Source organism: Georgenia yuyongxinii (genome assembly GCF_006352065.1).
Classification (GTDB): domain Bacteria; phylum Actinomycetota; class Actinomycetes; order Actinomycetales; family Actinomycetaceae; genus Georgenia; species Georgenia yuyongxinii.
The window spans coordinates 2754075-2779464 of the sequence record NZ_CP040915.1 but is presented as its reverse complement, the minus strand read 5'-3'; the positions used below and the strand labels follow the sequence as shown (position 1 = coordinate 2779464).

14 protein-coding genes and 3 rRNA genes are annotated in these 25390 nt (G+C 68.4%); 15 read left to right on the top strand and 2 right to left on the bottom strand.

Going from position 1 to position 25390, the window contains the following annotated elements:
* Window positions 1-9: 9 nt before the first annotated feature.
* The 7 genes from aceB to FE374_RS12685 all read left to right on the top strand — a co-directional run bounded on the left by aceB (window position 10) and on the right by FE374_RS12685 (window position 12462).
* A complete protein-coding gene (aceB, locus tag FE374_RS12715; protein ID WP_139929552.1) occupies window positions 10-1593 on the top strand; it encodes a malate synthase A in 1584 nt (527 codons plus the stop codon).
* A gap of 689 nt (window positions 1594-2282) precedes the next feature.
* A 16S ribosomal RNA gene (locus FE374_RS12710) occupies window positions 2283-3805 on the top strand.
* A 357-nt stretch (window positions 3806-4162) separates the two neighbouring features.
* A 23S ribosomal RNA gene (locus FE374_RS12705) occupies window positions 4163-7279 on the top strand.
* A gap of 119 nt (window positions 7280-7398) precedes the next feature.
* Window positions 7399-7515 (top strand): 5S ribosomal RNA (rrf, locus tag FE374_RS12700).
* The 16S, 23S and 5S rRNA genes sit together here, the layout of an rRNA operon.
* Window positions 7516-7989: 474 nt before the next feature.
* Window positions 7990-9699, top strand: a complete 1710-nt coding sequence (ilvD, locus tag FE374_RS12695; RefSeq protein WP_139929550.1) for a dihydroxy-acid dehydratase — start codon at window positions 7990-7992, stop codon at window positions 9697-9699.
* Window positions 9700-9925: 226 nt separating this feature from the next.
* Window positions 9926-12262: a carbon starvation CstA family protein gene (locus FE374_RS12690; protein WP_139929548.1), complete on the top strand. Its 2337-nt coding sequence runs from the start codon at window positions 9926-9928 to the stop codon at window positions 12260-12262.
* A complete protein-coding gene (locus FE374_RS12685; RefSeq protein ID WP_139929546.1) occupies window positions 12259-12462 on the top strand; it encodes a YbdD/YjiX family protein in 204 nt (67 codons plus the stop codon). Before FE374_RS12690 ends, FE374_RS12685 begins: the two co-directional genes overlap by 4 nt.
* A gap of 54 nt (window positions 12463-12516) precedes the next feature.
* Here FE374_RS12685 and FE374_RS12680 read toward each other — a convergent pair whose 3' ends face one another.
* Window positions 12517-14097 (bottom strand): aspartate:alanine exchanger family transporter, encoded by a 1581-nt coding sequence (locus tag FE374_RS12680; RefSeq protein ID WP_230978295.1) that lies wholly within the window; start codon window positions 14095-14097, stop codon window positions 12517-12519.
* 157 nt (window positions 14098-14254) lie between these two features.
* On the opposite strand from FE374_RS12680, the gene FE374_RS12675 reads away from it, so the two are divergent.
* The 8 genes from FE374_RS12675 (at window position 14255) to FE374_RS12640 (ending at window position 24325) form a co-directional block, all read left to right on the top strand.
* Window positions 14255-14932 carry a 4a-hydroxytetrahydrobiopterin dehydratase gene (locus tag FE374_RS12675; protein ID WP_139929543.1) on the top strand — a complete coding sequence of 226 codons (678 nt, stop codon included), beginning with the start codon at window positions 14255-14257 and terminating at the stop codon, window positions 14930-14932.
* Window positions 14933-15193: 261 nt separating this feature from the next.
* Window positions 15194-17050 carry an acetolactate synthase large subunit gene (locus FE374_RS12670; RefSeq protein WP_139929541.1) on the top strand — a complete coding sequence of 619 codons (1857 nt, stop codon included), beginning with the start codon at window positions 15194-15196 and terminating at the stop codon, window positions 17048-17050.
* Between the two features lie 14 nt (window positions 17051-17064).
* Complete coding sequence (gene ilvN / locus FE374_RS12665) at window positions 17065-17592, top strand: acetolactate synthase small subunit (RefSeq protein WP_139929540.1); 528 nt, start codon at window positions 17065-17067, stop codon at window positions 17590-17592.
* Window positions 17593-17686: 94 nt separating this feature from the next.
* Entirely contained in the window at window positions 17687-18715 is a 1029-nt protein-coding gene (gene ilvC / locus FE374_RS12660) for a ketol-acid reductoisomerase (RefSeq protein WP_139929538.1), read from the top strand.
* A 177-nt stretch (window positions 18716-18892) separates the two neighbouring features.
* Window positions 18893-20512, top strand: a complete 1620-nt coding sequence (locus tag FE374_RS12655; protein ID WP_223173530.1) for an HD domain-containing phosphohydrolase — start codon at window positions 18893-18895, stop codon at window positions 20510-20512.
* Between the two features lie 139 nt (window positions 20513-20651).
* Window positions 20652-21839 carry an MFS transporter gene (locus tag FE374_RS12650; protein ID WP_168205680.1) on the top strand — a complete coding sequence of 396 codons (1188 nt, stop codon included), beginning with the start codon at window positions 20652-20654 and terminating at the stop codon, window positions 21837-21839.
* A gap of 150 nt (window positions 21840-21989) precedes the next feature.
* Complete coding sequence (locus tag FE374_RS12645; protein ID WP_139929532.1) at window positions 21990-23051, top strand: 3-isopropylmalate dehydrogenase; 1062 nt, start codon at window positions 21990-21992, stop codon at window positions 23049-23051.
* A 119-nt stretch (window positions 23052-23170) separates the two neighbouring features.
* Entirely contained in the window at window positions 23171-24325 is a 1155-nt protein-coding gene (locus tag FE374_RS12640; RefSeq protein ID WP_139929530.1) for a branched-chain amino acid aminotransferase, read from the top strand.
* A 25-nt stretch (window positions 24326-24350) separates the two neighbouring features.
* Here the strand turns inward: FE374_RS12640 and FE374_RS12635 are convergent, their stop codons facing one another.
* Window positions 24351-25208, bottom strand: coding sequence for an adenylate cyclase (locus FE374_RS12635; protein WP_139929528.1), 858 nt, complete (start codon window positions 25206-25208; stop codon window positions 24351-24353).
* Between the last annotated feature and the right edge of the window lie 182 nt (window positions 25209-25390).

Below are 25390 nucleotides of genomic sequence, written 5' to 3'. Positions count from 1 at the left end.
AGTGCCGTGATGAGTGTGGACGGGCTGACCGTCGCCGGCCGGCCGGGCGAGCGGTACGACGAGGTTCTCACTCCGGTGGCCCTGGGCCTGATCGCCCGGCTGCACCGCGAGCTGAACGGCCGGCGCCTGGAGCTGCTGGAGGCGCGTGCCCGGCGGGTGGCGGACCTCGCGGCTGGTGGCATGCTCGACTTCTTGCCCGAGACTGCGCACATCAGGCAGGACTCGTTGTGGCAGGTGGCCCCGCCGGCGCGCGGGTTGGTGGACCGGCGGGTGGAGATCACCGGCCCGACGGACCGCAAGATGACGGTCAACGCGTTGAACTCGAGCGCGAAGGTGTGGCTCGCGGACTTCGAGGACGCGAACACCCCGCGCTGGGAGTCGGTGGTGGAGGGGCAGCTGAACCTGCTCGAGGCGGTGGACCGGCGGATCGACTTCACCGCGGAGAACGGCAAGACCTACGCCCTCAAGCCCGACGGCGAGCTGGCAACCGTCGTCGTGCGTCCGCGCGGTTGGCACCTGCCGGAGAAGCACATCCTCGTCGATGGCGAGGCGACCTGCGGGTCGTTGGTGGACTTCGCCCTGTACCTCGCCACGGCGGGTCGGCGGCAGATCGAGAAGGGCCTGGGTCCGTACTTCTACCTGGCCAAGATGGAGTCCCACCTGGAGGCGCGGCTGTGGAACGACGCGTTCACCCTCGCCCAGGATTTCCTGGGCATCCCGCGGGGCACGATCCGGGCCACGGTGCTGATCGAGACGTTCCCGGCGGCGTTCGAGATGGAGGAGATCCTCTACGAGCTGCGTGAGCACTCGGCGGGGCTGAACGCCGGCCGCTGGGACTACATGTTCTCGGTCATCAAGTGCTTCCGGACCCGCGGGGCGGAGTTCTTGCTGCCCGACCGCAACGCGGTGACCATGACGGCCCCGTTCATGCGCGCCTACACCGAGCTGCTCGTGCGGAGCTGCCACAAGCGTGGCGCCCACGCCATCGGGGGCATGGCCGCGTTCATCCCCAGCCGCGACGAGGCGGTCAACGAGACGGCCTTCGCCAAGGTCCGCGAGGACAAGACCCGCGAGGCCGCTGACGGGTTCGACGGCTCCTGGGTGGCGCACCCCGGCATGGTCGAGCTGTGCACGGAGGTCTTCACCGCCGTGCTGGGTGACCGGCCGAACCAGATCGACAAGAAGCGCGAGGACGTCCAGGTCACCGCGGCCCAGCTCCTCGATGTCGCCAGCACCCCCGGGCAGGTCACCGAGGCGGGGCTGCGCAGCAACATCTCGGTCGGGATCCAGTACCTCAAGGCGTGGCTGGGTGGCCTGGGCGCGGTTGCGATCTTCAACCTCATGGAGGACGCGGCCACCGCCGAGATCTCCCGGTCCCAGGTGTGGCAGTGGCTCCACAACGACGTCACCCTCGCCGACACCGGGCACCAGGTCACCCGCGAGCTCGTCGAGCGCATCGCCGAGGAGGAGATCGCCAAGCTGCCCGGCGATCCGGCCGAGTACGCCGACGCGCGCGCGACGTTCCTCGAGGTGGCCGTGGCCGACCACTACGCCGACTTCTTGACGCTGCCGGCGTACGACCGCATGCCCTGACGGGCCGCTGCGCCGCTGTGCGAGGCGCTGATCGTGCGCGGTTCGGTCTCGCGCGACCGGCAGGCGAGGCCGGGGTGGCGGCCGCGGCGAGGCGCACGCTGGCCCCCGAGATGGTGTGGCGCAGGCCATGGCCGATCTGGTTTGACCCTGCGCGCGGCGTCTGCGTAATATTCTCGAGTCCCGCCAGGGAGGCACGGACACCGAGAGGTGGCCGGTCCCGCGGGAACACTCCCTCTAGATGAAGCGTGAGACGTTTTGCGCGCTTTTTCGGGGGTGCTGGATTTGTATTTCTGTGTGTGGGTTCTGCGGGTTGTTGGAAATCGGCGGAGTTGACAAGCGGGAATCGGTCCGGTTAGGCTTGAGAGGTTGCCCCGGAGGCGGTTGGGACTTGTGTCCTGGTTGGTTTCTGGTGTGTGTCTGTTCTTTGAGAACTCAACAGTGTGCCAAGTTTTTGATGCCATTTGATTCTGTGCATCGCTTGTCCTGCCTTTTGTGGGTGGGGTGTGTGGTGTGTGGGGTCTTTGTTTTGTTTTGGTTACATGCTCATCGTCTGTCTCGTCGGGTGGTGGGTGTGATGCCATGGATTGGCCTCGCTTCGGTGGGGTTGTCTTCGTATGGTTTGTCGCTCCTGGTATGGCTGGTCTTGCTCTTCGGGGTGGGGTTGGTTGTCGGGGGTTGGCAGTTGGTTTTTTACGGAGAGTTTGATCCTGGCTCAGGACGAACGCTGGCGGCGTGCTTAACACATGCAAGTCGAACGATGAACCCAGCTTGCTGGGGGATTAGTGGCGAACGGGTGAGTAACACGTGAGTAACCTGCCCCCCGCTTCGGGATAACTCCGGGAAACCGGTGCTAATACCGGATATGACGCATCCTCGCATGGGGGTGTGTGGAAAGATTTATCGGTGGGGGATGGGCTCGCGGCCTATCAGCTTGTTGGTGGGGTGATGGCCTACCAAGGCTTCGACGGGTAGCCGGCCTGAGAGGGTGACCGGCCACACTGGGACTGAGATACGGCCCAGACTCCTACGGGAGGCAGCAGTGGGGAATATTGCACAATGGGCGCAAGCCTGATGCAGCGACGCCGCGTGAGGGATGACGGCCTTCGGGTTGTAAACCTCTTTCAGTAGGGAAGAAGCCGCAAGGTGACGGTACCTGCAGAAGAAGCGCCGGCTAACTACGTGCCAGCAGCCGCGGTAATACGTAGGGCGCAAGCGTTGTCCGGAATTATTGGGCGTAAAGAGCTCGTAGGCGGTTTGTCGCGTCTGCTGTGAAAACGCGAGGCTTAACCTCGCGCCTGCAGTGGGTACGGGCAGACTAGAGTGCGGTAGGGGAGACTGGAATTCCTGGTGTAGCGGTGGAATGCGCAGATATCAGGAGGAACACCGGTGGCGAAGGCGGGTCTCTGGGCCGTTACTGACGCTGAGGAGCGAAAGCATGGGGAGCGAACAGGATTAGATACCCTGGTAGTCCATGCCGTAAACGTTGGGCACTAGGTGTGGGGCCCGTTTCCACGGGGTCCGCGCCGCAGCTAACGCATTAAGTGCCCCGCCTGGGGAGTACGGCCGCAAGGCTAAAACTCAAAGGAATTGACGGGGGCCCGCACAAGCGGCGGAGCATGCGGATTAATTCGATGCAACGCGAAGAACCTTACCAAGGCTTGACATACACCGGAAACATCCAGAGATGGGTGCCCCGCAAGGTCGGTGTACAGGTGGTGCATGGTTGTCGTCAGCTCGTGTCGTGAGATGTTGGGTTAAGTCCCGCAACGAGCGCAACCCTTGTCCTGTGTTGCCAGCGGGTTATGCCGGGGACTCATGGGAGACTGCCGGGGTCAACTCGGAGGAAGGTGGGGATGACGTCAAATCATCATGCCCCTTATGTCTTGGGCTTCACGCATGCTACAATGGCCGGTACAAAGGGCTGCGATACCGCGAGGTGGAGCGAATCCCAAAAAGCCGGTCTCAGTTCGGATTGGGGTCTGCAACTCGACCCCATGAAGTCGGAGTCGCTAGTAATCGCAGATCAGCAACGCTGCGGTGAATACGTTCTCGGGCCTTGTACACACCGCCCGTCACGTCACGAAAGTCGGTAACACCCGAAGCCGGTGGCCTAACCCCTTGTGGGATGGAGCCGTCGAAGGTGGGACTGGCGATTGGGACGAAGTCGTAACAAGGTAGCCGTACCGGAAGGTGCGGCTGGATCACCTCCTTTCTAAGGAGCTCACTGGATCCCCTGGTATCGCCTAGTACGCACCGGCTGGCCGGGTCTTCGGACCTGGGGGGTCGGTGGTGGAACCGGTGGTACGGGTGGGGGTGTTGGTGGCCACCTGCGGCGGCGACAGTTCGCCGGGTGGTTGCTCATGGGTGGAACGTCGAAAGTCTTGGTGCACTGTTGGGTCCTGAGGGAACAGGCCCCCCGCCCGCGGACGTGTTCGTGGGGTTTGGGGGTGTGTTCGTCTCGGCCGTGGCCATGCCGGTGCCAGATTAGTCGTTTGCGGCTGGTGGTGGGTCGGTGTTGGTGGGTTGCTTGAGAACTGTACAGTGGACGCGAGCATCTTTGATCTTTTGTGGTCAAGTTTTTAAGAGCATTCGGTGGATGCCTTGGCACCAGGAGCCGATGAAGGACGTTGTAGCCTGCGATAAGCCTCGGGGAGCTGGCAAACGAGCTGTGATCCGAGGGTGTCCGAATGGGGAAACCCGGCCGCAGTCATGTGCGGTTACCCGCGCCTGAATATATAGGGCGTGTGGAGGGAACGTGGGGAAGTGAAACATCTCAGTACCCACAGGAAGAGATATTCCGTGAGTAGTGGCGAGCGAAAGCGGATGAGGCTAAACCGGGGGTGTGTGATAGCCGGCGGGCGTTGCACCTTCGGGGTCGTGGGACCCACTGACCATCTCTGCCGGGGTGGTGAGGAGTGAGAAAGTCCAGGTGTAGTCGAACGGTCTGGGAAGGCCGGGCATAGTGGGTGAGACCCCCGTAGACGAAACGCCTGGGCCTCCTTGTGGGGATCCCGAGTAGCACGGGGCCCGTGAAATCCCGTGTGAATCTGCCAAGACCACTTGGTAAGCCTAAATACTACCTGGTGACCGATAGCGGACTAGTACCGTGAGGGAAAGGTGAAAAGTACCCCGGGAGGGGAGTGAAATAGTACCTGAAACCGGATGCTTACAATCCGTCGGAGCCTCCTTTGCAGGGGTGACGGCGTGCCTTTTGAAGAATGAGCCTGCGAGTTAGTGGTGCGTGGCGAGGTTAACCCGGGTGGGGAAGCCGTAGCGAAAGCGAGTCCGAACAGGGCGTATGAGTCGCGTGCTCTAGACCCGAAGCGAAGTGATCTACCCATGGGCAGGTTGAAGCACGTGTAAGAGCGTGTGGAGGACCGAACCCACTTAGGTTGAAAACTGAGGGGATGACCTGTGGGTAGGGGTGAAAGGCCAATCAAACTTCGTGATAGCTGGTTCTCCCCGAAATGCATTTAGGTGCAGCGTCACGTGTTTCTTGCCGGAGGTAGAGCTACTGGATGGCCGATGGGCCCTACAAGGTTACTGACGTCAACCAAACTCCGAATGCCGGTAAGTGAAGCGTGGCAGTGAGACTGCGGGGGATAAGCTTCGTAGTCGAGAGGGAAACAGCCCAGACCACCAGCTAAGGCCCCTAAGCGTGTGCTAAGTGGGAAAGGATGTGGAGTTGCACAGACAACCAGGAGGTTGGCTTAGAAGCAGCCACCCTTGAAAGAGTGCGTAATAGCTCACTGGTCAAGTGATTCTGCGCCGACAATTTAGCGGGGCTCAAGCACACCGCCGAAGCTGTGGCATCCACGCAGACCCTCGCCAGGACTTGATCCTGGTGCCGGGGCGTGGGTGGGTAGGGGAGCGTCGTGTGGGAGGTGAAGCGCCGGGGTGACCCAGGTGTGGATCCCACACGAGTGAGAATGCAGGCATGAGTAGCGAATGACGGGTGAGAAACCCGTCCGCCGAATGACCAAGGGTTCCAGGGCCAGGTTAATCCGCCCTGGGTAAGTCGGGACCTAAGGCGAGGCCGACAGGCGTAGTCGATGGACAACGGGTTGATATTCCCGTACCGGCGAAGGACCGACCATACCGAGCCCGGTGATGCTAACCACCCAACGGTGGCCACCGTTCCCTTCGGGGAACACCGGCCACCGGCGCGTGGGACCCGATCCGGTAGTAGGTAAGCGTGTTAACAGGGGTGACGCAGACAGGTAGCCACCGCGTGCTTAATGGCAATGCACGTCCAAGGTTGCAGGGCGGGGTGCAGGCAAATCCGCACCCCATCAAGCCTCAGGACCGATGGTGACCCCGTAGGGGGGAAGCAGGGTGATCCTATGCTGCCAAGAAAAGCCTCGACGCGAGGGACTAGCCGCCCGTACCCGAAACCGACTCAGGTGGTCAGGTAGAGAATACTAAGGCGATCGAGAGAATCGTGGTTAAGGAACTCGGCAAAATGCCCCCGTAACTTCGGGAGAAGGGGGGCCTGAGAGGTGAAGCCACGTGCTGGCTAGCCTTTTCGGGCCGCAGAGACCAGGGAGAAGCGACTGTTTACTAAAAACACAGGTCCGTGCGAAGTCGCAAGACGATGTATACGGACTGACGCCTGCCCGGTGCTGGAAGGTTAAGAGGACGGGTCAACCACGCAAGTGGTGAAGCTCAGAATTTAAGCCCCAGTAAACGGCGGTGGTAACTATAACCATCCTAAGGTAGCGAAATTCCTTGTCGGGTAAGTTCCGACCTGCACGAATGGCGTAACGACTTCTCCGCTGTCTCAACCGCGAACTCGGCGAAATTGCATTACGAGTAAAGATGCTCGTTACGCGCAGCAGGACGGAAAGACCCCGGGACCTTTACTATAGCTTGGTATTGGTGTTCGGTACGGCTTGTGTAGGATAGGTGGGAGACCGTGAAGCATTCACGCCAGTGAGTGTGGAGTCAACGTTGAAATACCACTCTGGTCGTACTGCACATCTAACCTCGGTCCGTGATCCGGACCAGGGACAGTGCCTGGTGGGTAGTTTAACTGGGGCGGTTGCCTCCTAAAATGTAACGGAGGCGCTCAAAGGTTCCCTCAGCCTGGTTGGCAATCAGGTGTCGAGTGCAAGTGCACAAGGGAGCTTGACTGTGAGACTGACAGGTCGAGCAGGGACGAAAGTCGGAACTAGTGATCCGGCGGTGGCTTGTGGAAGCGCCGTCGCTCAACGGATAAAAGGTACCCCGGGGATAACAGGCTGATCTTGCCCAAGAGTCCATATCGACGGCATGGTTTGGCACCTCGATGTCGGCTCGTCGCATCCTGGGGCTGGAGTAGGTCCCAAGGGTTGGGCTGTTCGCCCATTAAAGCGGTACGCGAGCTGGGTTTAGAACGTCGTGAGACAGTTCGGTCCCTATCCGCTGCGCGCGCAGGAAACTTGAGAAGGGCTGTCCCTAGTACGAGAGGACCGGGACGGACGAACCTCTGGTGTGCCAGTTGTTCCGCCAGGAGCATGGCTGGTTGGCTACGTTCGGAAGGGATAACCGCTGAAAGCATCTAAGCGGGAAGCCTGCTTCAAGATGAGGTTTCCACCACCCTTCGAGGTGGGAAGGCCCCCAGCAGACCACTGGGTTGATAGGCCGGACGTGGAAGCGCGGTAACGCGTGGAGCTGACCGGTACTAATTGGCCAACAACTTGCCACAACACTCACCCCGGTGAGAAGAAGTAAAAGCACTGCATACGCGTCCACTGTACGGTTCCCGAGAAACCCACCCCCAACACCATGTTGGACAAAGGGCCCACGGGTACATCTCCATAGAGTTACGGCGGTCATAGCGAGGGGGAAACGCCCGGTCCCATTCCGAACCCGGAAGCTAAGCCCCTCAGCGCCGATGGTACTGCACGGGAGACTGTGTGGGAGAGTAGGACACCGCCGAACACCCATTAACAGAAAGGCCCCCACCACCAGGTGGGGGCCTTTCTGCATTTTTTTCGTGGGGGCCTTTCCGCATTTACGCGGGTTCGCGGGCCGGATTCGTGGGGCGGAAAGGTTCCTGCGATTCGCGGCGACGAATCGGCGGTCGATGATGACGAGCTCGTTTGCGTGGTCGCCCAGCCGGACCCCCACATCGGCCCACATCCGCTGCGGGCGCACACCGCCGGGCGCACGGAGCACGGCTCGAGACCGAAGAGCCTGTGTTCCAGACGTGCGCGGCGGGCACGTCGTCGGCGTAGACGGAGACGCGGGCGAGTCCTTAAAAACAGGTGGGGCCACTTCTCGCGGATCGCTCGATCCCCGGCAATGCACATGGGCCGGGCACCGCGCCGACCACGGCACAGGTGACATGACGCGGCCGGCCGCGACGGCGGACGTGATCTCTGGCTCCACGCCGGGCGTCCTAGACTCGCGACCATGAGTACCGACGCGCCGGCCACGCCGGATATCAAGCCCCGCAGCCGCACCGTCACCGACGGCCTGGAGGCGACCGCGTCGCGCGGCATGCTGCGCGCCGTGGGCATGGGGGACGAGGACTTCGCGAAGCCGCAGATCGGCATCGCCAGCTCCTGGAACGAGATCACCCCCTGCAACCTCTCGCTCGACCGCCTCGCACAGGCGGCCAAGGAGGGAGTGCACGCCGGCGGCGGGTATCCGCTGCAGTTCGGCACCATCTCCGTCTCGGACGGGATCTCGATGGGCCACGAGGGCATGCACTTCTCCCTCGTCTCCCGCGACGTCATCGCGGACTCCGTCGAGACCGTGATGCAGGCCGAGCGACTGGACGGCTCCGTCCTGCTGGCCGGCTGCGACAAGTCGCTGCCCGGCATGCTCATGGCCGCCGCCCGCCTCGACCTTGCCAGCGTCTTCATCTACGCCGGTTCGATCATGCCCGGCTTCGTCAAGCTCTCGGACGGCACCGAGAAGGACGTCACGATCATCGACGCCTTCGAGGCCGTCGGCGCCTGCTCCCGCGGGCTCATGAGCCGCGAGGACCTCGACCGCATCGAGCGCGCCATCTGCCCGGGCGAGGGCGCGTGCGGCGGCTACTACACCGCCAACACCATGGCCACCGTGGCCGAGGCGATCGGCATGTCGATCCCCGGATCGGCCACCCCGCCGTCGGCGGACCGCCGCCGCGACGCCGCCGCCCGACGGGCCGGCGAGGCGGTCGTGGAGATGCTGCGCCAGGGCATCACCTCCAGCGACATCATGACCAAGGCCGCCTTCGAGAACGCCATCGCCGTCGTCCAGGCCTTCGGCGGCTCCACGAACGCCGTCCTGCACCTGCTCGCCATCGCGCACGAGGCCGACGTCGACCTCACGCTCGACGACTTCTCCCGCATCGGTGCCAAGGTCCCGCACCTGGCCAACCTCAAGCCGTACGGAAAGTACGTCATGAACGACGTCGACCGCGTCGGCGGCATCCAGGTCGTCATGAAGACCCTCCTGGACGAGGGTCTCCTCGACGGAAGCTGCATGACCGTCACCGGCAAGACCGTTGCGGAGAACCTGGAGAAGCTCGCCCCCCAGCAGCCCGACGGAAGCGTGCTCCGCCCGGCCAGCAACCCGATCGCGACGACCGGTGGCATCACGATCCTGCACGGCTCGCTCGCCCCGGAGGGGGCCGTGGTGAAGTCCGCGGGCTTCGAGGCCGACGTCTTCGAGGGCACCGCCCGGGTCTTCGACCGCGAGCGTGCCGCGATGGATGCCCTGGAGGACGGCACCATCACCCACGGCGATGTCGTCGTCATCCGGTACGAGGGACCCAAGGGGGGCCCTGGCATGCGGGAGATGCTCGCCATCACCGGCGCCATCAAGGGCGCGGGCCTGGGCAAGGATGTCCTTCTCATGACCGACGGGCGCTTCTCCGGTGGCACCACCGGCCTGTGCGTGGGCCACATCGCACCCGAGGCCGTCGACGGCGGCCCGATCGCCCTGGTGCGCGACGGCGACCGCATCCGCCTCGACGTCGCGAACGGGACCCTCGACCTTCTGGTGGACGACGCCGAGCTCGCCCGCCGCAACGAAGGCTGGGCGCCCGTGCCCCCGAAGTTCACGAAGGGTGTGCTGGGCAAGTACACCAAGCTGGTCAAGTCCGCTTCGAGGGGCGCGATCCTCGAGTAGCACGCCAGCACGCACCAGCCCGACGACGGCCCGCACCCACGAGGTGCGGGCCGCCGTCGTCTGGACCGCCGCCCTGTGATCTAACACGGACCGACCCAGGCCGGCTGGGACATTCGTATGACCTACGACTTTTTGGACGACGTTAGAGTACCGGGGGCGTCCGATTGGACGCCTTCCGCCGCTCCCCGCCGCGCAGCAGCACCCGGGGGTTCTACGTGGAGAAACGATGCTTCAGTCAAAACACATAGACGTCGTGCGCACCAACCCTGACCGGCCCCCGGTCGCGGTGGTCGACCGCACACCGATGACTTTCCGCAAGAAGATGGTCTTCGCCGCCATCGCGCTGGCCGCGGCGGTCGCGTGGGCGATCATCGCCTTCGTCCGCGGGGAGGAGGTGAACGCCCGCTGGTTCGTCGTCGCGGCTATCGGCACGTACATCATCGGCTACCGGTTCTACGCCCGGCTGATCGAGTACAAGGTCGTCCGCCCGCGCGACGACCGCGCGACCCCGGCCGAGCTGTACGACAACGGCAAGGACTACGAGCCCACCGACCGGCGCGTGCTCTTCGGGCACCACTTCGCCGCCATCGCCGGCGCGGGCCCGCTGGTCGGGCCCGTGATGGCCGCCCAGATGGGCTTCTTGCCGGGCACCATCTGGATCATCCTCGGCGCGGTCCTGGCCGGCGCCGTGCAGGACTACCTGGTCCTCTGGCTGTCGGTGCGGCGCCGTGGGCGCTCGCTGGGCCAGATGGTGCGCGACGAGATGGGCACCGTCGGCGGCGCCGCAGGGCTCATCGGCGTCTTCGCCATCATGATCATCATCATCGCCGTCCTCGGCCTGATCGTCGTCAACGCCCTGGCCGAGAGCCCGTGGGGCGTGTTCTCCATCGCGATGACCATCCCGATCGCGATCTTCATGGGGCTGTACCTGCGCTACCTGCGCCCCGGAAAGGTCAGCGAGGTCTCCGCGATCGGCGTCGCGCTGCTGCTGCTCGCCATCATCGCCGGCGGCTGGGTGAACCAGACCGACTGGGGCCAGGAGTACCTGACCCTGAGCAAGGTCACGCTCGCGTGGTGCTTGATCATCTACGGCTTCGCCGCCTCGGTGCTGCCGGTGTGGTTGCTGCTCGCGCCGCGTGACTACCTGTCCACCTACATGAAGGTGGGCACCATCGCCCTGCTCGCCATCGGAATCCTGTGGGTCGGCCCCGCCGTCCAGGCTCCCGCGGTCAGCAAGTTTGCCGTCGAAGGAAACGGGCCGGCCTTCGCCGGTTCGCTCTTCCCGTTCCTGTTCATCACGATCGCGTGCGGCGCGCTTTCAGGCTTCCACTCGCTCATCGCCTCCGGCACCACGCCCAAGCTCCTCGAGAAGGAGGGCCAGGCGCGGATCATCGGCTACGGCGGCATGCTGACCGAGTCATTCGTCGCCATCATGGCGCTGGTCACGGCCGTCGTCATCGACCAGAACCTGTACTTCACGATGAACGCCCCGGCCACCCTCACCGGTGGAACGCCGGAGACCGCGGCCGAGTACGTCAACGGCCTGGGTCTGGGCACTGCCCCCGTGACGGCGGACCAGATCGCCGGCGCGGCCGCGTCGGTCGGCGAGGAGTCGATCATCTCGCGCACCGGTGGCGCCCCGACGCTGGCCTTCGGAATGTCGGAGGTGCTCGCCAAGCTCGTGGGCGGGGACTCCCTCAAGGCGTTCTGGTACCACTTCGCGATCATGTTCGAGGCGCTGTTCATCCTCACCACGGTCGACGCCGGTACCCGCACCGCGCGCTTCATGCTCACCGACACCCTGGGCAACCTCGGCGGCGGCTTCAAGAAGTTCCGCGACCCCTCCTGGCGCGTGGGTGCCTGGGTGGCGTCCGCCGTCGTCGTCGCCGGGTGGGGCGCGATCCTGCTGATGGGCGTCACCGACCCACTCGGTGGCATCAACACCCTGTTCCCGCTGTTCGGCATCGCCAACCAGCTGCTCGCCGCCATCGCCCTCACGCTGATCTTCGTGGTGCTCATGAAGAAGAAGCTGTACAAGTGGGCGTGGATCGCGGGCGTCCCGCTCGCCTGGGACCTGTTGGTCACCATGACCGCGTCGTACCAGAAGATCTTCTCCGACAACCCGGCGCTGGGCTACTGGGCGCAGAACCGGCGGTTCGTGGAGGCGCGTGCAGCTGGCGAGACCGCCCTCGGCACCGCTGCCACGCCCGAGGCGATGGACGCCGTCATCCGCAACACCTACATCCAGACCACGCTGTCCGTGCTCTTCGCGGCGATGGTCCTGACGGTGTTCGTGGCCGGCATGGTCGTCGTGGTCCGCTCCGTGCGGGCCGGCGGCATGGCGACCTCGGAGGAGGGGGAGGAGCCCTCCCGCCGGTTCGCCCCGCGAGGCCTGGTCGCGACCCCCACGGAGAAGGCCATCGAGGCCGAGTGGCTCGAGGTGGACCCGAACGCCGTCTTCCACGGCGCCAAGGGCCACGCCCGCGACCATGACCACGCCCGCTCCGAGGACGACAACGCCCTCTCGGAGGACGACGACGGCGTCCGGGAGCCCGTGCGGTGACGGCTCTCGGGAGCCGCCTCACCCGCGGTGTCCGGGCCGTGCACTGGTACGTGTCGTCCGTGATGGGCGACAAGGACTACGAGCGGTTCGTCGCCCACCGGCGCCGGGTCCACCCGGCGGCATCCGTGCCGACCGAGAAGGAGTTCTGGCGCCGGCGCTGGGCGGAGCTGGACGCCAACCCGGGCGCGCGCTGCTGCTGAGCGCACCACAGGCCGAGGCCCTCACCCTGACGGGTGGGGGCCTCGTCCTGTCGCTCACAACCCGCCGAGAACCTGTGCGAGCAGGATCTTTACGACCATCGCCGTCGGGTAGACGAGGGCGTAGCCGAGCGCCACCCGCGGGTCGTGCCCGGTGCGGCCGTTCGCGAACGCCAGGATCGCCGGCTGCGTCTGGGCGCCGCCGAGAACGCCCGACAGGCGGGTGCCGCCCATCGAGAACACGCGCCGCATGACCACATACGTCGCCGCCGCCACCACCAGCGTGATACCCGCGCCGAGCAGCAGGATGCGCACCCACTCGCCGGAGGCGAACGCCGTGAGGATGAGCGAGCCGGCCTTGGTGCCCGCGTACGCGAGGAAGACCAGCAGGCCCAGCTCGGAGAGCACCATGGACGCCGTGTAGGGCAGGGCCGTCACCACCGGCCCGATGCGGCCCACCCGGCCCATCACGAGCCCCACGATCAAGGTGCCCGCTGCGGCGCCGATGGCGAAGGTCGACCCGCCCGGCAGCGGGATCGGGGTCTCCCCGATGAGCAGGCCGAGCAGGAGCCCGAGTCCCAGCGCCGCCGGGTTGATGTCCGCCAAGCCCCGCGCGGAGTCCCCGAAGTACGCCGTCACCTCCGACATGCGGGCCCGGGGAGCGACCACCCGGACCCGGTCGCCGAGCTGCAGCACGAGGTCCGGGGTGGCGACCATGTCGACGTCGCCGCGGCGCACCCGGGCCGCCGTGGCGTGGAACCTGGCCTCGAGCCCCAGCTCGGCCACCGTGCGCCCCGCGAGCCGCGGGGCGGAGACGGTCATCCGGCGGAAGTCCAGGAACCGGCGGTCGGCCGTGAGGTCGTGCGAGGAGACGTGGCCCAGCTCGGTGGTCAGCTCCGACACCACCGACGCCGGTCCCACGACGGTGACGACATCGCCGACGCGCAGCACGTCGCCCGGCGCCACCGGCTCGGCCGGCCCGGACTCGTCGCGGCGGATCCGGGAGAAGTGCAGCTGACCGCCGTGGCGCTCCCGCAGGCCGGCAACCGTCGGGCCGTCGGTACGTTCCACCCGGAGGCTGACGTCGACCACGGGGGAGGGGGTGTCCCGGTCGGTGCCGCGGTGACGCAACGCGAGCGCGACGGCGGCGAGCATGCCGACCACGCCGAAGACGTACGCGACGGCGTACCCCACGGTCGCCTCCGGCGTGCCGCCCGCCGCCGCGAGGGCCGGCGTGTTCGTCAACGCACCCGCGAACGCACCCGCGACCACCTGCCCCTCGAGGCCGAGCGCCCTGCCCAGGCCGACGGCGGTGCCGGCGCCGAGGACCAGGACGACGGCGACCGCCAGCATGACCGGGTAGGCGGTGCGCAGCGCGTGGAAGAAGTTCGGGCCCGAGGTGATGCCGGTGACGAACGCGAACAGCACTAGGCCGAAGAACCCGAGGGTCTCGGGGATGGCGAGGGTGACACCGTGGTGGACGCCCAGGGCCGTGACCGCGATCGCCGTGAACAGGACGGCGACGGCCCCGAGGGAGACCCCCCGGAAAGACAGGCGCCCGATCACCGCACCCACACCGATGACGAGGAAAAGCAGCAGCAGGGGCTGGTCGGCGAGCGCGCCGAGGATGGTCTGCAACGGGGGCCTCCTGCGTGGGTCCTGGTATGTCGGAATCGACCGTATCGGCCGCCGGGGACACCGAGGGGGGCCGGAGGTCACGTGCGCTCCCATCGCTGTGGCCGGACGGCGCGGAAGCCGCCTCGCCCCCGTCACCGTCCGGTGCCAGGCTGTGGCCATGACCGAGCGACTCACGGCCGCCGACGTCCAGTCACGGGCCGGCCTGCAGGACTGGCGGGTGCTCGCCGGGCGCTTGCACGCCACGTTCCGCACCGGCGACCTCGCACGCGGGATCGAGCTGGTCCGGCGTATCGGCGAGATCGCCGACGAGCTCGACCACCACCCGGACCTGGACGTGCGCTACTTCCGGGTGCACGTGCGCAGCGTGACCCACGACGCCGGCGGCCTGACGGAGCGCGACGTGCGCCTCGCCGGGCGCGTCACCGCCGTCGCCGCCGAGCTAGGCGTGGCGGCCGAGCCGGCCCGTCCCCAGCAGCTGGAGATCGGCATCGACGCCCTCGATATTCCAGCCGTCCGACCGTTCTGGCGTGCCGTGCTCGGGTACAAAGACCCGCAGTTCCCCGGTGACGACCCGGCGACGGCGGATCTCATCGACCCCGCTGGGCGCGGCCCCTCCGTACGATTCCAGCGCATGAACGGGTCCCAGCCACCACAGCCCGGCACGGTCCACCTCGACATCCACGTCCCGCACGACGCCGTCCGGGCACGCGTGCAGGCAGCGCTGGACGCCGGTGGCCGCCTGGTCACCGACGCGCACGCGCCGTCGCGGTGGGTTCTCGCCGACGCCGAGGGGAACCAGGCGCGCCTGTGTACCTGGGAGGCGGCGGAGGGGTAGGCCGACCACCACGCAAACCGTCCGAGGCGTGAGCCTGTGATCCACGATGCGAGACCGACACTGCGGAACGTGACCTGCGGGCCCGCGCCCGCTATGGTGAACCTCATGCAGTTCCGAGTTGACGTAGTCCGGCGGCGCGCGGCCGCTCGCTGACCCGAGCACTGCGCGCACCCCTCGAGCCTTCCGTGACCCCGCGGACCGAGGGGTTTTTTCATGCCAGTACGTCAACTTCCCGTCCCGCACCACCGTAGGAGGCACACCATGGCCAAGGCACCGCACCCGGCGCCGCCTCGCCCCGCCGCGCCCCAGGCGCCGGCGGCTCCCGTCCGGATGGCATCGGCGGTAGCACCGTCGACGGCGCAGGTCACCGAGCCCTCCACCGGCGCCCGGAACATCGTCCGGTCCCTCGAGGAGGCGGGCGTCGAGTCGATCTTCGGCATGCCGGGTGGGGCGATCCTGCCCACCTACGACCCGCTGTACGACTCGACCAAGCTGCGCCACATCCTCGTCCGGCACGAGCAGGGTGCCGGCCACGCCGCCACCGGCTACGCCGCCGCGACCGGGAAGGTCGGCGTCTGCATGGCCACCTCGGGCCCGGGCGCGACCAACCTCATCACCGCGCTGGCCGACGCCCACATGGACTCCGTCCCGGTCGTGGCCATCACCGGGCAGGTGGGCGCCGCGATGATCGGCACGGACGCCTTCCAGGAGGCCGACATCGTCGGCGCCACGATGCCGCTGACCAAGCACTCCTTCCTCGTCACCGATGCCGACGAGATCCCGGCCCGCATCGCTGAGGCCTTCCACATCGCCTCCACCGGCCGCCCGGGCCCGGTGCTCGTCGACATCGCCAAGTCGGCCCAGCAGGCGGGGTCCACGTTCAGCTGGCCGCCCCAGATGGACCTGCCCGGCTACCACCCCGTCACCAAGCCGCACGCCCGCCAGGTGCGCGAGGCCGCCCGGCTGCTCGCCACCGCCCGCCGCCCGGTGCTCTACGTCGGCGGCGGCGCCATCCGTAGCAACGCCTCGGCCGAGCTGCGCCGCCTGGTGGACCTGTCCGGGGCCGCCGTCGTCACCACGCTCATGGCGCGCGGCGCGGTGCCCGACTCCCACCCGCAGAACCTCGGCATGCCCGGCATGCACGGCACCGTCGCGGCGGTGGCCGCCCTGCAGCAGGCCGACCTCGTCGTCGCGCTCGGTGCCAGGTTCGACGACCGGGTGACCGGCCAGCTGGACAGCTTCGCCCCCAAGGCCACCATCGTCCACGCGGACATCGACCCCGCCGAGATCTCCAAGAACCGTCACGCCGACGTCCCGATCGTCGGTGACCTCAAGGAGGTCATCGCGGACCTGGTCGGCGAGCTGACCGCCGCGCAGGCGCAGCACGGCCAGCCGGACCTGGAGGCCTGGTGGAAGCAGCTGGACGACCTGCGCCAGACCTATCCGCTGGGCTGGGCCCCCACCGAGGACGGCCTGATGGCCCCTCAGCACGTCATCTCCCGGCTCGGTGAGATCGTGGGCCCCGAGGCCGTGTACGTCTCCGGGGTGGGGCAGCACCAGATGTGGGCCGCCCAGTTCATCCGGTACGAGCACCCACGGACGTGGCTCAACTCCGGTGGCCTGGGCACCATGGGCTACGCGGTCCCGGCCGCGATGGGCGCGAAGGTGGGCCGCCCGGACGCCACCGTCTGGGCGATCGACGGCGACGGCTGCTTCCAGATGACCAACCAGGAGCTGGCCACCTGCGCCCTCGAGGGCATCCCGATCAAGGTGGCGCTGATCAACAACTCCTCCCTCGGCATGGTCCGCCAGTGGCAGACCCTCTTCTATGAGGGCCGCTACTCCCACACCGACCTGCACACCGGCCACGAGACCCGGCACATCCCCGACTTCGTCAAGCTCGCCGAGGCCTACGGGTGCGTGGGCCTGCGATGTGAGTCCACCGCCGACGTGGACGCGACGATCAAGCGCGCCATGGAGATCGACGACCAGCCCGTGGTCGTCGACTTCGTGGTCAGCCGCGACGCCATGGTGTGGCCGATGGTCGCCGCCGGCGTGAGCAACGACAAGATCCAGTACGCGCGCGGGCTCACCCCCGCGTGGGACCGCGACGAGTGAGCAGGAGCAGGTAGATGAGTCACAGGCACACCCTGTCCGTGCTGGTGGAGAACAAGCCTGGCGTGCTCACGCGCGTGTCGGCCCTCTTCGCCCGGCGGGCGTTCAACATCCACTCCCTGGCCGTGGGCCCCACCGAGCACCCGGAGATCTCCCGCATCACCGTGGTGGTCGACGCCGCGGAGCTGCCTCTGGAGCAGGTGACCAAGCAGCTCAACAAGCTCGTCAACGTCCTCAAGATCGTCGAGCTCGAGCCCGACAGCTCGGTCCAGCGCGAGCTCCTGCTCGTCAAGGTCCGCGCCGATGATGCCTCGCGCACAGCGGTGCTGCAGGTGGTCGAGCTGTTCCGGGCGCACGTCGTCGACGTCGCCCCCGACGCCGTGACGATCGAGGCCACCGGGTCCGAGGGCAAGGTCAAGGCCCTGCTCGCCGCCCTGGAGCCGCACGGCATCCGCGAGATCGTCCAGTCCGGCGCCGTCGCGATCGCCCGCGGCTCCCGCTCGATGACCGACCGCGCCGCCGAACGGGCCGTCCGCTCGGCCTGACACCCCCGACCCACCGCCAGGGCTGGACGCGCGCTCGGCGTGTCACCACGGCCTGGCAGGCTTGACCTCATCAACCAACTGAAGGAGTACCACCGTGGCTGAGCTGTTCTACGACGACGACGCCGACCTGTCCATCATCCAGTCCAAGAAGGTGGCCATCATCGGCTACGGCAGCCAGGGCCACGCCCACGCGCTGAACCTTCGGGACTCCGGCGTCGACGTCGTCGTCGGCCTGCGCGAGGGCTCCGCCTCCCGGGCGAAGGCCGAGGAGCAGGGCCTTGCCGTCGCGACCGTCGCCGAGGCCGTCAAGGCCGCCGACGTCGTCATGATCCTCGCCCCCGACCAGGTCCAGCGCGGCCTGTACGCGGCGGACATCGAGCCCAACCTCAAGGACGACGCCGCGCTCCTCTTCGCGCACGGCTTCAACATCCGCTTCGGCTACATCAAGCCCGGCACCGGTCACGACGTCGCCATGGTCGCCCCCAAGGGCCCCGGCCACACCGTGCGCCGCGAGTACGAGGCCGGCCGTGGTGTCCCGGTGATCGTCGCCGTCGAGCAGGACGCCTCCGGGCAGGCCTGGGACCTGGCGCTGAGCTACGCCAAGGCCATCGGCGGGCTGCGCGCCGCCGGCATCAAGACCACCTTCACCGAGGAGACCGAGACCGACCTGTTCGGTGAGCAGGCCGTGCTCTGCGGCGGTGTCTCCCAGCTGATCCAGTACGGCTTCGAGACGCTCACCGAGGCGGGCTACCAGCCGGAGGTGGCGTACTTCGAGGTGCTGCACGAGCTGAAGCTCATCGTCGACCTCATGTGGGAGGGCGGCATCTCCAAGCAGCGCTGGTCCGTCTCCGACACGGCCGAGTACGGCGACTACGTCTCCGGCCCGCGGGTGATCGACGCCCACGTGAAGGAGAACATGAAGGCTGTCCTGGCCGACGTCCGGTCCGGCGCTTTCGCCGACCGGTTCATCAAGGACCAGGACGCCGGTGGCCCGGAGTTCAAGGAGCTGCGCGCCAAGGGCGAGCAGCACGCCATCGAGCCCGTCGGCCGCGAGCTGCGGAAGCTGTTCGCGTGGTCCAGCGCCCCCGACACCGACTACGTCGACGGCCAGGTCGGCCGCTGACCGCCGCATCTCTCCCTTGAGATGTCATCTTCTCCGTGAGATGTCATCGCCCGGCAGCCGCGACAGCTGTCGGTGAGGCCGGCCCTCCGATGGAGGGCCGGCCTCAGTGCGTTCTCGCACTTATGACATGACTCGGCGTCGTTGCGGCGGCCCTGACCACCTGCCATCGTGGCGAGTGTGATCCGCCTCCTGGGGATCCTCGGTGGCCTGTCCGGCGCGCTGGACCTGGGGACCGGCGCGCCGCTCGACGAGTCACTCGTTCGTTGCGTGGCGGCGGTCCGGCTGGCCCGCGCGGTGGGCTGCACCGATGACGAGGTCCGGGTCGTCCTGTACGCCTCACTCCTCGAGCACCTCGGCTGCACCGCGGCCTCCCACGCCGGGGCGCGCGCCTTCGGCGACGACATCGCCGTCGTCCGGTACAGCTTCGTCGCCGACCTGACCCGGCCCGTCGACGTCGTGCGCACGTTCGTCCCGGGCGTCGCCGCCGCGTCGGGGCGGGGACATGGGCGGACCCTGCTGGCTGCCGTACGCGCGGCCCGGGACAGCGAGCCCCCACGGGCGACGTGCGAGGTTGCCAGCGGTGCCGCCCGTCGGCTCGGCCTGGGCGACGGCGTCGTCGAGGCCCTCGGGCACGTCACCGCCCAGTGGGACGGCGAGGGGTACCCGCTGGTCCGAGGCACGCAGATCCCGCTGGCGACCCGGATCGTGCACGTCGCGGGCACTGCGGTGCTGCTGGCGCTGCGCGCGGGCTCACAGACCGCCCTCGCCGAGGTGCGGCGCCGCGCCCGGACGCAGCTCGACCCGGACCTGGTCGAGGCATTCACGGTCGACCTGCTCGACGGGGTGACCGAGCCCGGGCCCCTCCGCGCGGACGGTCCCGCCGGCGCCGGACCCCTGGACCCTCTCGACGTCGCGCTCGAGCTGGAACCGGATCCCGTGCGCCACGTCGACGACCGCGAGCTGGAGGGCGTCGCCCGGACCTTCGGGGACCTGGTCGACCTCAAGAGCCCCCGGCTGCAGGGCCACTCGGCGGCCGTGGCCGGCCTTGCGTCCGACGCGGCAGGCATCCTGGGGCTGCCCGAAATGTCGGACGTGCGACTCGCCGGACACCTCCACGATCTCGGGCGGATCGCCGTATCCAGCCGGATCTGGAGCAAGACCGGTCCTCTCACTGCCGCCGAGCGAGACCAGGCCCGCCTGCACCCCTACTACACCGAGCGGATCCTGGCACGGCTGCCCGAGCTGGCCGCGGTCGCCACGACGGCGGCTCGCCACCACGAGCGGTCCGACGGCAGCGGATACCACCGCGGCCTGCGTGCCGTGGACCTCTCGATGCCCGCGCGGGTCCTCGCGGCTGCGGACGCGTACCGGTCGGCGCTCGAGAGTCGTCCCGGGCGTGGTGACCACCAGGGGGCCCGCGCCGGGTCGCCTACGACGGAGGTCGGGATGCGGGCCAGGCCACGGTCGGCGGAGGACGGCGGCCAGGTGGAGGCCGCCGTCGCCTCGCTGACGGCGGCTGCCCGAGCCGGTCGTCTCGATCCCGACGCTGTGGCGGCCGTCCAGCAGGCTGCCGGCCGGCCGGGCACCACCCCTGTCTCCGGCGTCGCAGGCTTGACCGGACGGCAGGTCGAGGTGCTCCGGCTCGTTGCGGTGGGGCTGTCGAACCGGGAGGTGGCGGAGCGACTCGTCATCTCCCCGCGGACCGCCGAGCACCACCTCCAGGACATCTACCAGCGCATCGGAGCGAGCACCCGGGCGGCCGCCGCGCTGTTCGCCATGGAGCACGGGCTCCTGTGACCGCTTCGGTGCTGCATGGTGCTGCATGGTGTTGGGGATCCTGCTGAGCGTTTGGGTGGGTTGCCGCCTCCCGCGGCTGGTCCGACAGATGCGTAGGTCTACCCATGTGCGGCGCGCGTCCTGGAACCACCCTGGCTGCATGGCCCTCGATGACACTAGGGTGGTCCGCCCACCCGACCGCCTCGTCACCCGCTCGTTCGTGATGCTGGGCCTCGCCGAGCTCGCGTACTTCACCGCCGACGGCGTCGCCGTCTACGCCCTGCCGGTGTACGTCACCGGCCCGCTCGGTTCGGACGCGGCCGGTGCTGGCCTGGCCTTCGGAGCCTTCGCCATCGTCGCCCTCGTGTGCCGGCCGTTCGTCGGCCGGCTGGCCGACTCCCGCGGGCGTCAGCCGGTCATGCTCGCCGGCGCGCTCCTGTGCGCAGTGGGCATGGCGCTGACGCCGCTGGCCGGCACGCTCGCTGGTGTCGTCGCGCTGCGACTGCTCCTGGGCGTGGCTGAGGCTGCCTTCTTCGTGGCGGCAGTGGCCGCGCTGGTGGACCTGGCGCCCCGGAGCCGGATGGGCGAGGCCATGAGCTACAACTCCCTGGGGCTCTACCTCGGCCTGACCGTTGGGCCGCCGCTCGGTGAACTCCTCGTGCGAACGGCGGGCTTCGCCGTGGCCTGGTCCGGAGCGGCGGTACTGGCGGCGGTCGCTGGCGCCATCGTGCTGACGATCGGGGAGACCCGTCCCTCCGCGGCTCCCGAGCCGGGGGAGGGACACTTGATCCACTGGCCGTCCGTCCCGGTCGGGCTGGTCTTCCTGGCCTCCATGGTCGCGATGGGCGGGTTCCTCGCGTTCGCCGCGCTGCACGCCGACGCCGTTGGCCTCGGCAACGCGAGCCTGCCGCTCCTCGTCTACGGCGCGATGGTCGTCGCCGTCCGTGTGGCGTTCGCCAGGCTGCCCGACCGCCTTCCGCCCCTCGTGCTCGGCGCCACCGCCGTCCTGACGATGGCCGCCGGGCTGGTCATCCTCGCTGCGTGGGCCACCCCGGCCGGCGCCCTCCTCGGCGCGGCGGTCATGGGCCTGGGCATTGCCTTCAGCACACCGGCGCTCTTCGCCGCCATCTTCACCCGGGCCGGCGCGGGCGAGCGCGGTGCTGCCTCGGCCACGGCGAGCGCCTTCGTCGACCTCGGCATCGGCGGCGGCCCCATCGTGCTGGGGCTCGTCGCCCAGGTCGCCACGATCCCCGGGGCGTTCGGTGTCGCCGCGGGCATCGCGCTGCTGGGCGGGACGTGGGCGCTGGTGCTGCGGGCGCGAGAGCGGGGGGTTGCCGTCGCCGGGTGAGGCGCGGTGCAGCACCGGTGCGGCGCGGCGACAGGCGGGAGCGGCACCGGTGCGGCGCGGTGGGGAGACGGGTCGTGCGAGCGACAACCGGATGGTCAGATCGTGAGATGGTCATCCCGAAACGTGGACCCGCGGGTAGAGTTCCGAGGCATGACGCGCACGATCAAACTCGCAGTGGTGGCCGGCGACGGCATCGGTCCCGAGGTGGTGGCCGAAGGCCTCAAGGTTCTCGACGTCGTCCTGGACGGCTCGGACGTGCGCGTGGAGCGCACACCGTTCGACCTGGGCGCCGCCCGCTGGCACCGCACCGGCGAGACCCTCACCGACGCCGACCTCGAGGCGATCCGCGAGCACGACGCGATCCTCCTCGGCGCCATCGGCGACCCGTCGGTCCCCTCCGGCGTCCTGGAGCGCGGCCTGCTGCTCAAGCTCCGGTTCGCCCTGGACCACTACGTCAACCTGCGTCCCTCGCGCCTCTACCCCGGTGTGGCCACGCCGCTTGCCGAGCCCGGTGAGGTCGACTTCGTCGTCGTCCGTGAGGGCACCGAGGGCCCGTACGTCGGCAACGGTGGCGCGATCCGCGTGGGCACGCCGCACGAGGTCGCCAACGAGGTCTCGGTGAACACCGCGTTCGGCGTCGAGCGGGTGGTCCGGGACGCCTTCGCCCGCGCGCAGGCCCGGCCCCGCAAGAAGCTCACCCTGGTGCACAAGCACAACGTCCTCGTCCACGCCGGCCACCTGTGGCGGCGCACCGTCGAGGCCGTCGGCGCCGAGTACCCCGAGGTCACCGTCGACTACCTGCACGTGGACGCGGCGACGATCTTCATGGTCAACGACCCGGCTCGCTTCGACGTCATCGTGACCGACAACCTCTTCGGTGACATCATCACCGACCTCGCCGCCGCGATCACCGGCGGGATCGGCCTGGCCGCGTCGGGGAACATCAACCCGGACCGCACCACACCGTCGATGTTCGAGCCCGTCCACGGCTCCGCGCCCGACATCGCGGGCCAGGGCAAGGCCGACCCCACCGCCACGATCCTGTCGGTGGCGCTGCTGCTCGAGCACCTCGGGCTGACGGACGAGGCACGGCGCGTCTTTGACGCCGTCGCCGCGGACATCACCGAGCGCGGCACGGCGCCCCGCACGACGAGCGAGGTTGGCGACGCGCTCGCGGCCCGGGTCGCGACCGCCGCGCGAGTATCGGGCTGACCCGGCCCGTCCCCGCGCGCTCCCGCGCGATCAGCGATGCCCGCCGGCCTCCCGCCGGCGGGCATCCGGCGCTACCGTCGTCCCCAGCACCCGCCGCACACGTCTCGAGAAGGTCTCCTATGAGCACCCCGTCCCCGGTCGCCACGCTGACCGCGCTCTCCGCCGCCCAGCTGCCGGCCGCGAGCGAGCTCGTCGCCCGCTTCCCACTCACGCCCAACTCGGCTCCGGCGTCCGACCCGGAGTACGACGCCGTCATGGCGCACCTCTCGTTCGGGGTCGCGTTCAGCGACCACATGGTCCGGGCCAGGTGGACGCGGGACGAGGGCTGGCAGGCCCACCGCACGGAGCCGTTCGGGCCGCTCACGCTCTCGCCGGCCGCGGCGGTGTTCCACTACGGCCAGGAGATCTTCGAAGGGCTCAAGGCCTACCGGCACGACGACGGGTCCGTGTGGACCTTCCGGCCCGGCTTCAACGCCGCCCGCTTCAACGCCTCCGCCCGCCGGCTTGCGCTGCCGGAACTGCCCGAGGAGGACTTCGTCGCATCGCTGGCCGCGCTCGCCGCCGTCGACCAGCGCTGGGTGCCCGGCGTGGAAGGCTCCAGCCTCTACCTGCGCCCGTTCATGATCGCCACCGAGGCGTTCCTCGGGGTGCGCTCGGCGCACGAGCTCGAGTACCTCCTCATCGCCTCACCGGTGGGGCCGTACTTCGTCAACGGCTTCCAGCCGGTGTCCATCTGGGTGGCGCAGGACTTCCACCGGGTCGGCCCCGGGGGCATGGGCGCGGCCAAGACCGGCGGCAACTACGCCGCGTCCTTGCTCCCCCAGCAGGAGGCTTACGAGAAGGGCTTCGAGCAGGTCTGCTTCCTCGACGCCGCGACGAACACCCACCTCGAGGAGCTCGGCGGGATGAACGTCTTCGTCGTCGACGCCGACGGCGCGGTGCGCACCCCCGCCCTGACAGGCACGATCCTCGAGGGCGGCACCCGTGCCGCGATCCTGCAGCTGCTGCGGGACGCCGGGCGCACCGTGCGCGAGGAGACGATCGAGCTGGCCCCCCTGCTCGAGGAGATCGGCTCCGGGCAGGTGGCGGAGATGTTCGCGTGCGGCACCGCCGCGGTCATCACCCCGATCGGCCGCCTGGCGGGGGAGGGCTTCGACGTGACGGTCGCCGACGGCGCACCCGGCTCGGTGACGACGGAGCTGTACACCACCTTGACCGACATCCAGTACGGCCGCCGCGCGGACCCGCACGACTGGATGTACCGCCTGGTCTGACGGTCTCCGGGCGCCGGGGCGGTGGTCAGCTCTTCTTGGCCGGCGCCTTGCTCTTCTTGGCCGGCGCCTTGCTCTTCTTGGCCGGCGCCTTGCTCTTCTGGGTAGGCGCCTGGTTCTTCTGGGCCTGCAGCTCGGCGGAGAAGAACTCCAGCGCCGTCTTGGTCTTGGTGAGCTGGTCGACGCTGAGCGGGATCCCTTTGGCCTCGAGGAACGCCCGCGTCTCCAGACCCGCCTCGAGGCCCTCGCCGGGCAGGCACCGGGTGGACAGCTCGACGACGCGGGAACCGTCCGGGTAGATCCACATCTCGCCCACGAGCTTGCGCGCGAACCCCTCCGGGCGGAGCTTGAGCTTGAGCACGAAGATCGGGCCGAGCACCGAGAGGTCGTCCAGGCCGAGTCCCTCCGGGGCATGCTCGGTGTAGAACGCCCGCTGCTCCTTCGAGAAGAGCTTGCGCAGCGGTTTGCCGTCCAGCACGACCGGCCGCACCTCGGGCTTGGGCAGCAGGTGCTTGAGGGACGCGGAGCACACGTAGCCACCGGGCATCGCGTCGACCTCCACCACGAGCGCGGGGGACTGGCGCAGCTGGGCGGGCAGGGTCGAGGGGACGACGGGACGCAGCTTGACGACGGAGTCGTCGCCGCGGCCCTGGATCCGGCGCGCCCGCGCGACGACGCCCGCCGCGTTGAGCCTGAGGTCGGGGGTGTCGAAGAAGAACACCTGGCGGATCTGCCCGTTGAGCGGGTCCGCCCCAAGGGCCGCCACCGCCGGGCGGTAGGCGTTGTCCGGCACCGTGACCTTCAGCTCCACGCTGTCGGAGTCCTTCACGAGCCTCAGGACCTCGGCGACGTCCTCGCTGAGAAGGCGTTGTGCCTTCGCGTTCATCGCAGGCTCCTCTGGTCGGCGTCGCCACATGGTCGGCGTCGCCACATGGTCGGCGTCGCCACATGGTCTGCGTCCCCCGATCACCAGGTAACCCCCGCCCGGGTGAGATGGCCTCACACGCGGTGGGTGATTGTCGGGCCGCCTCCTCCACCCGGTGCTCAGCTCGCGTCGGCGGGGCAGGT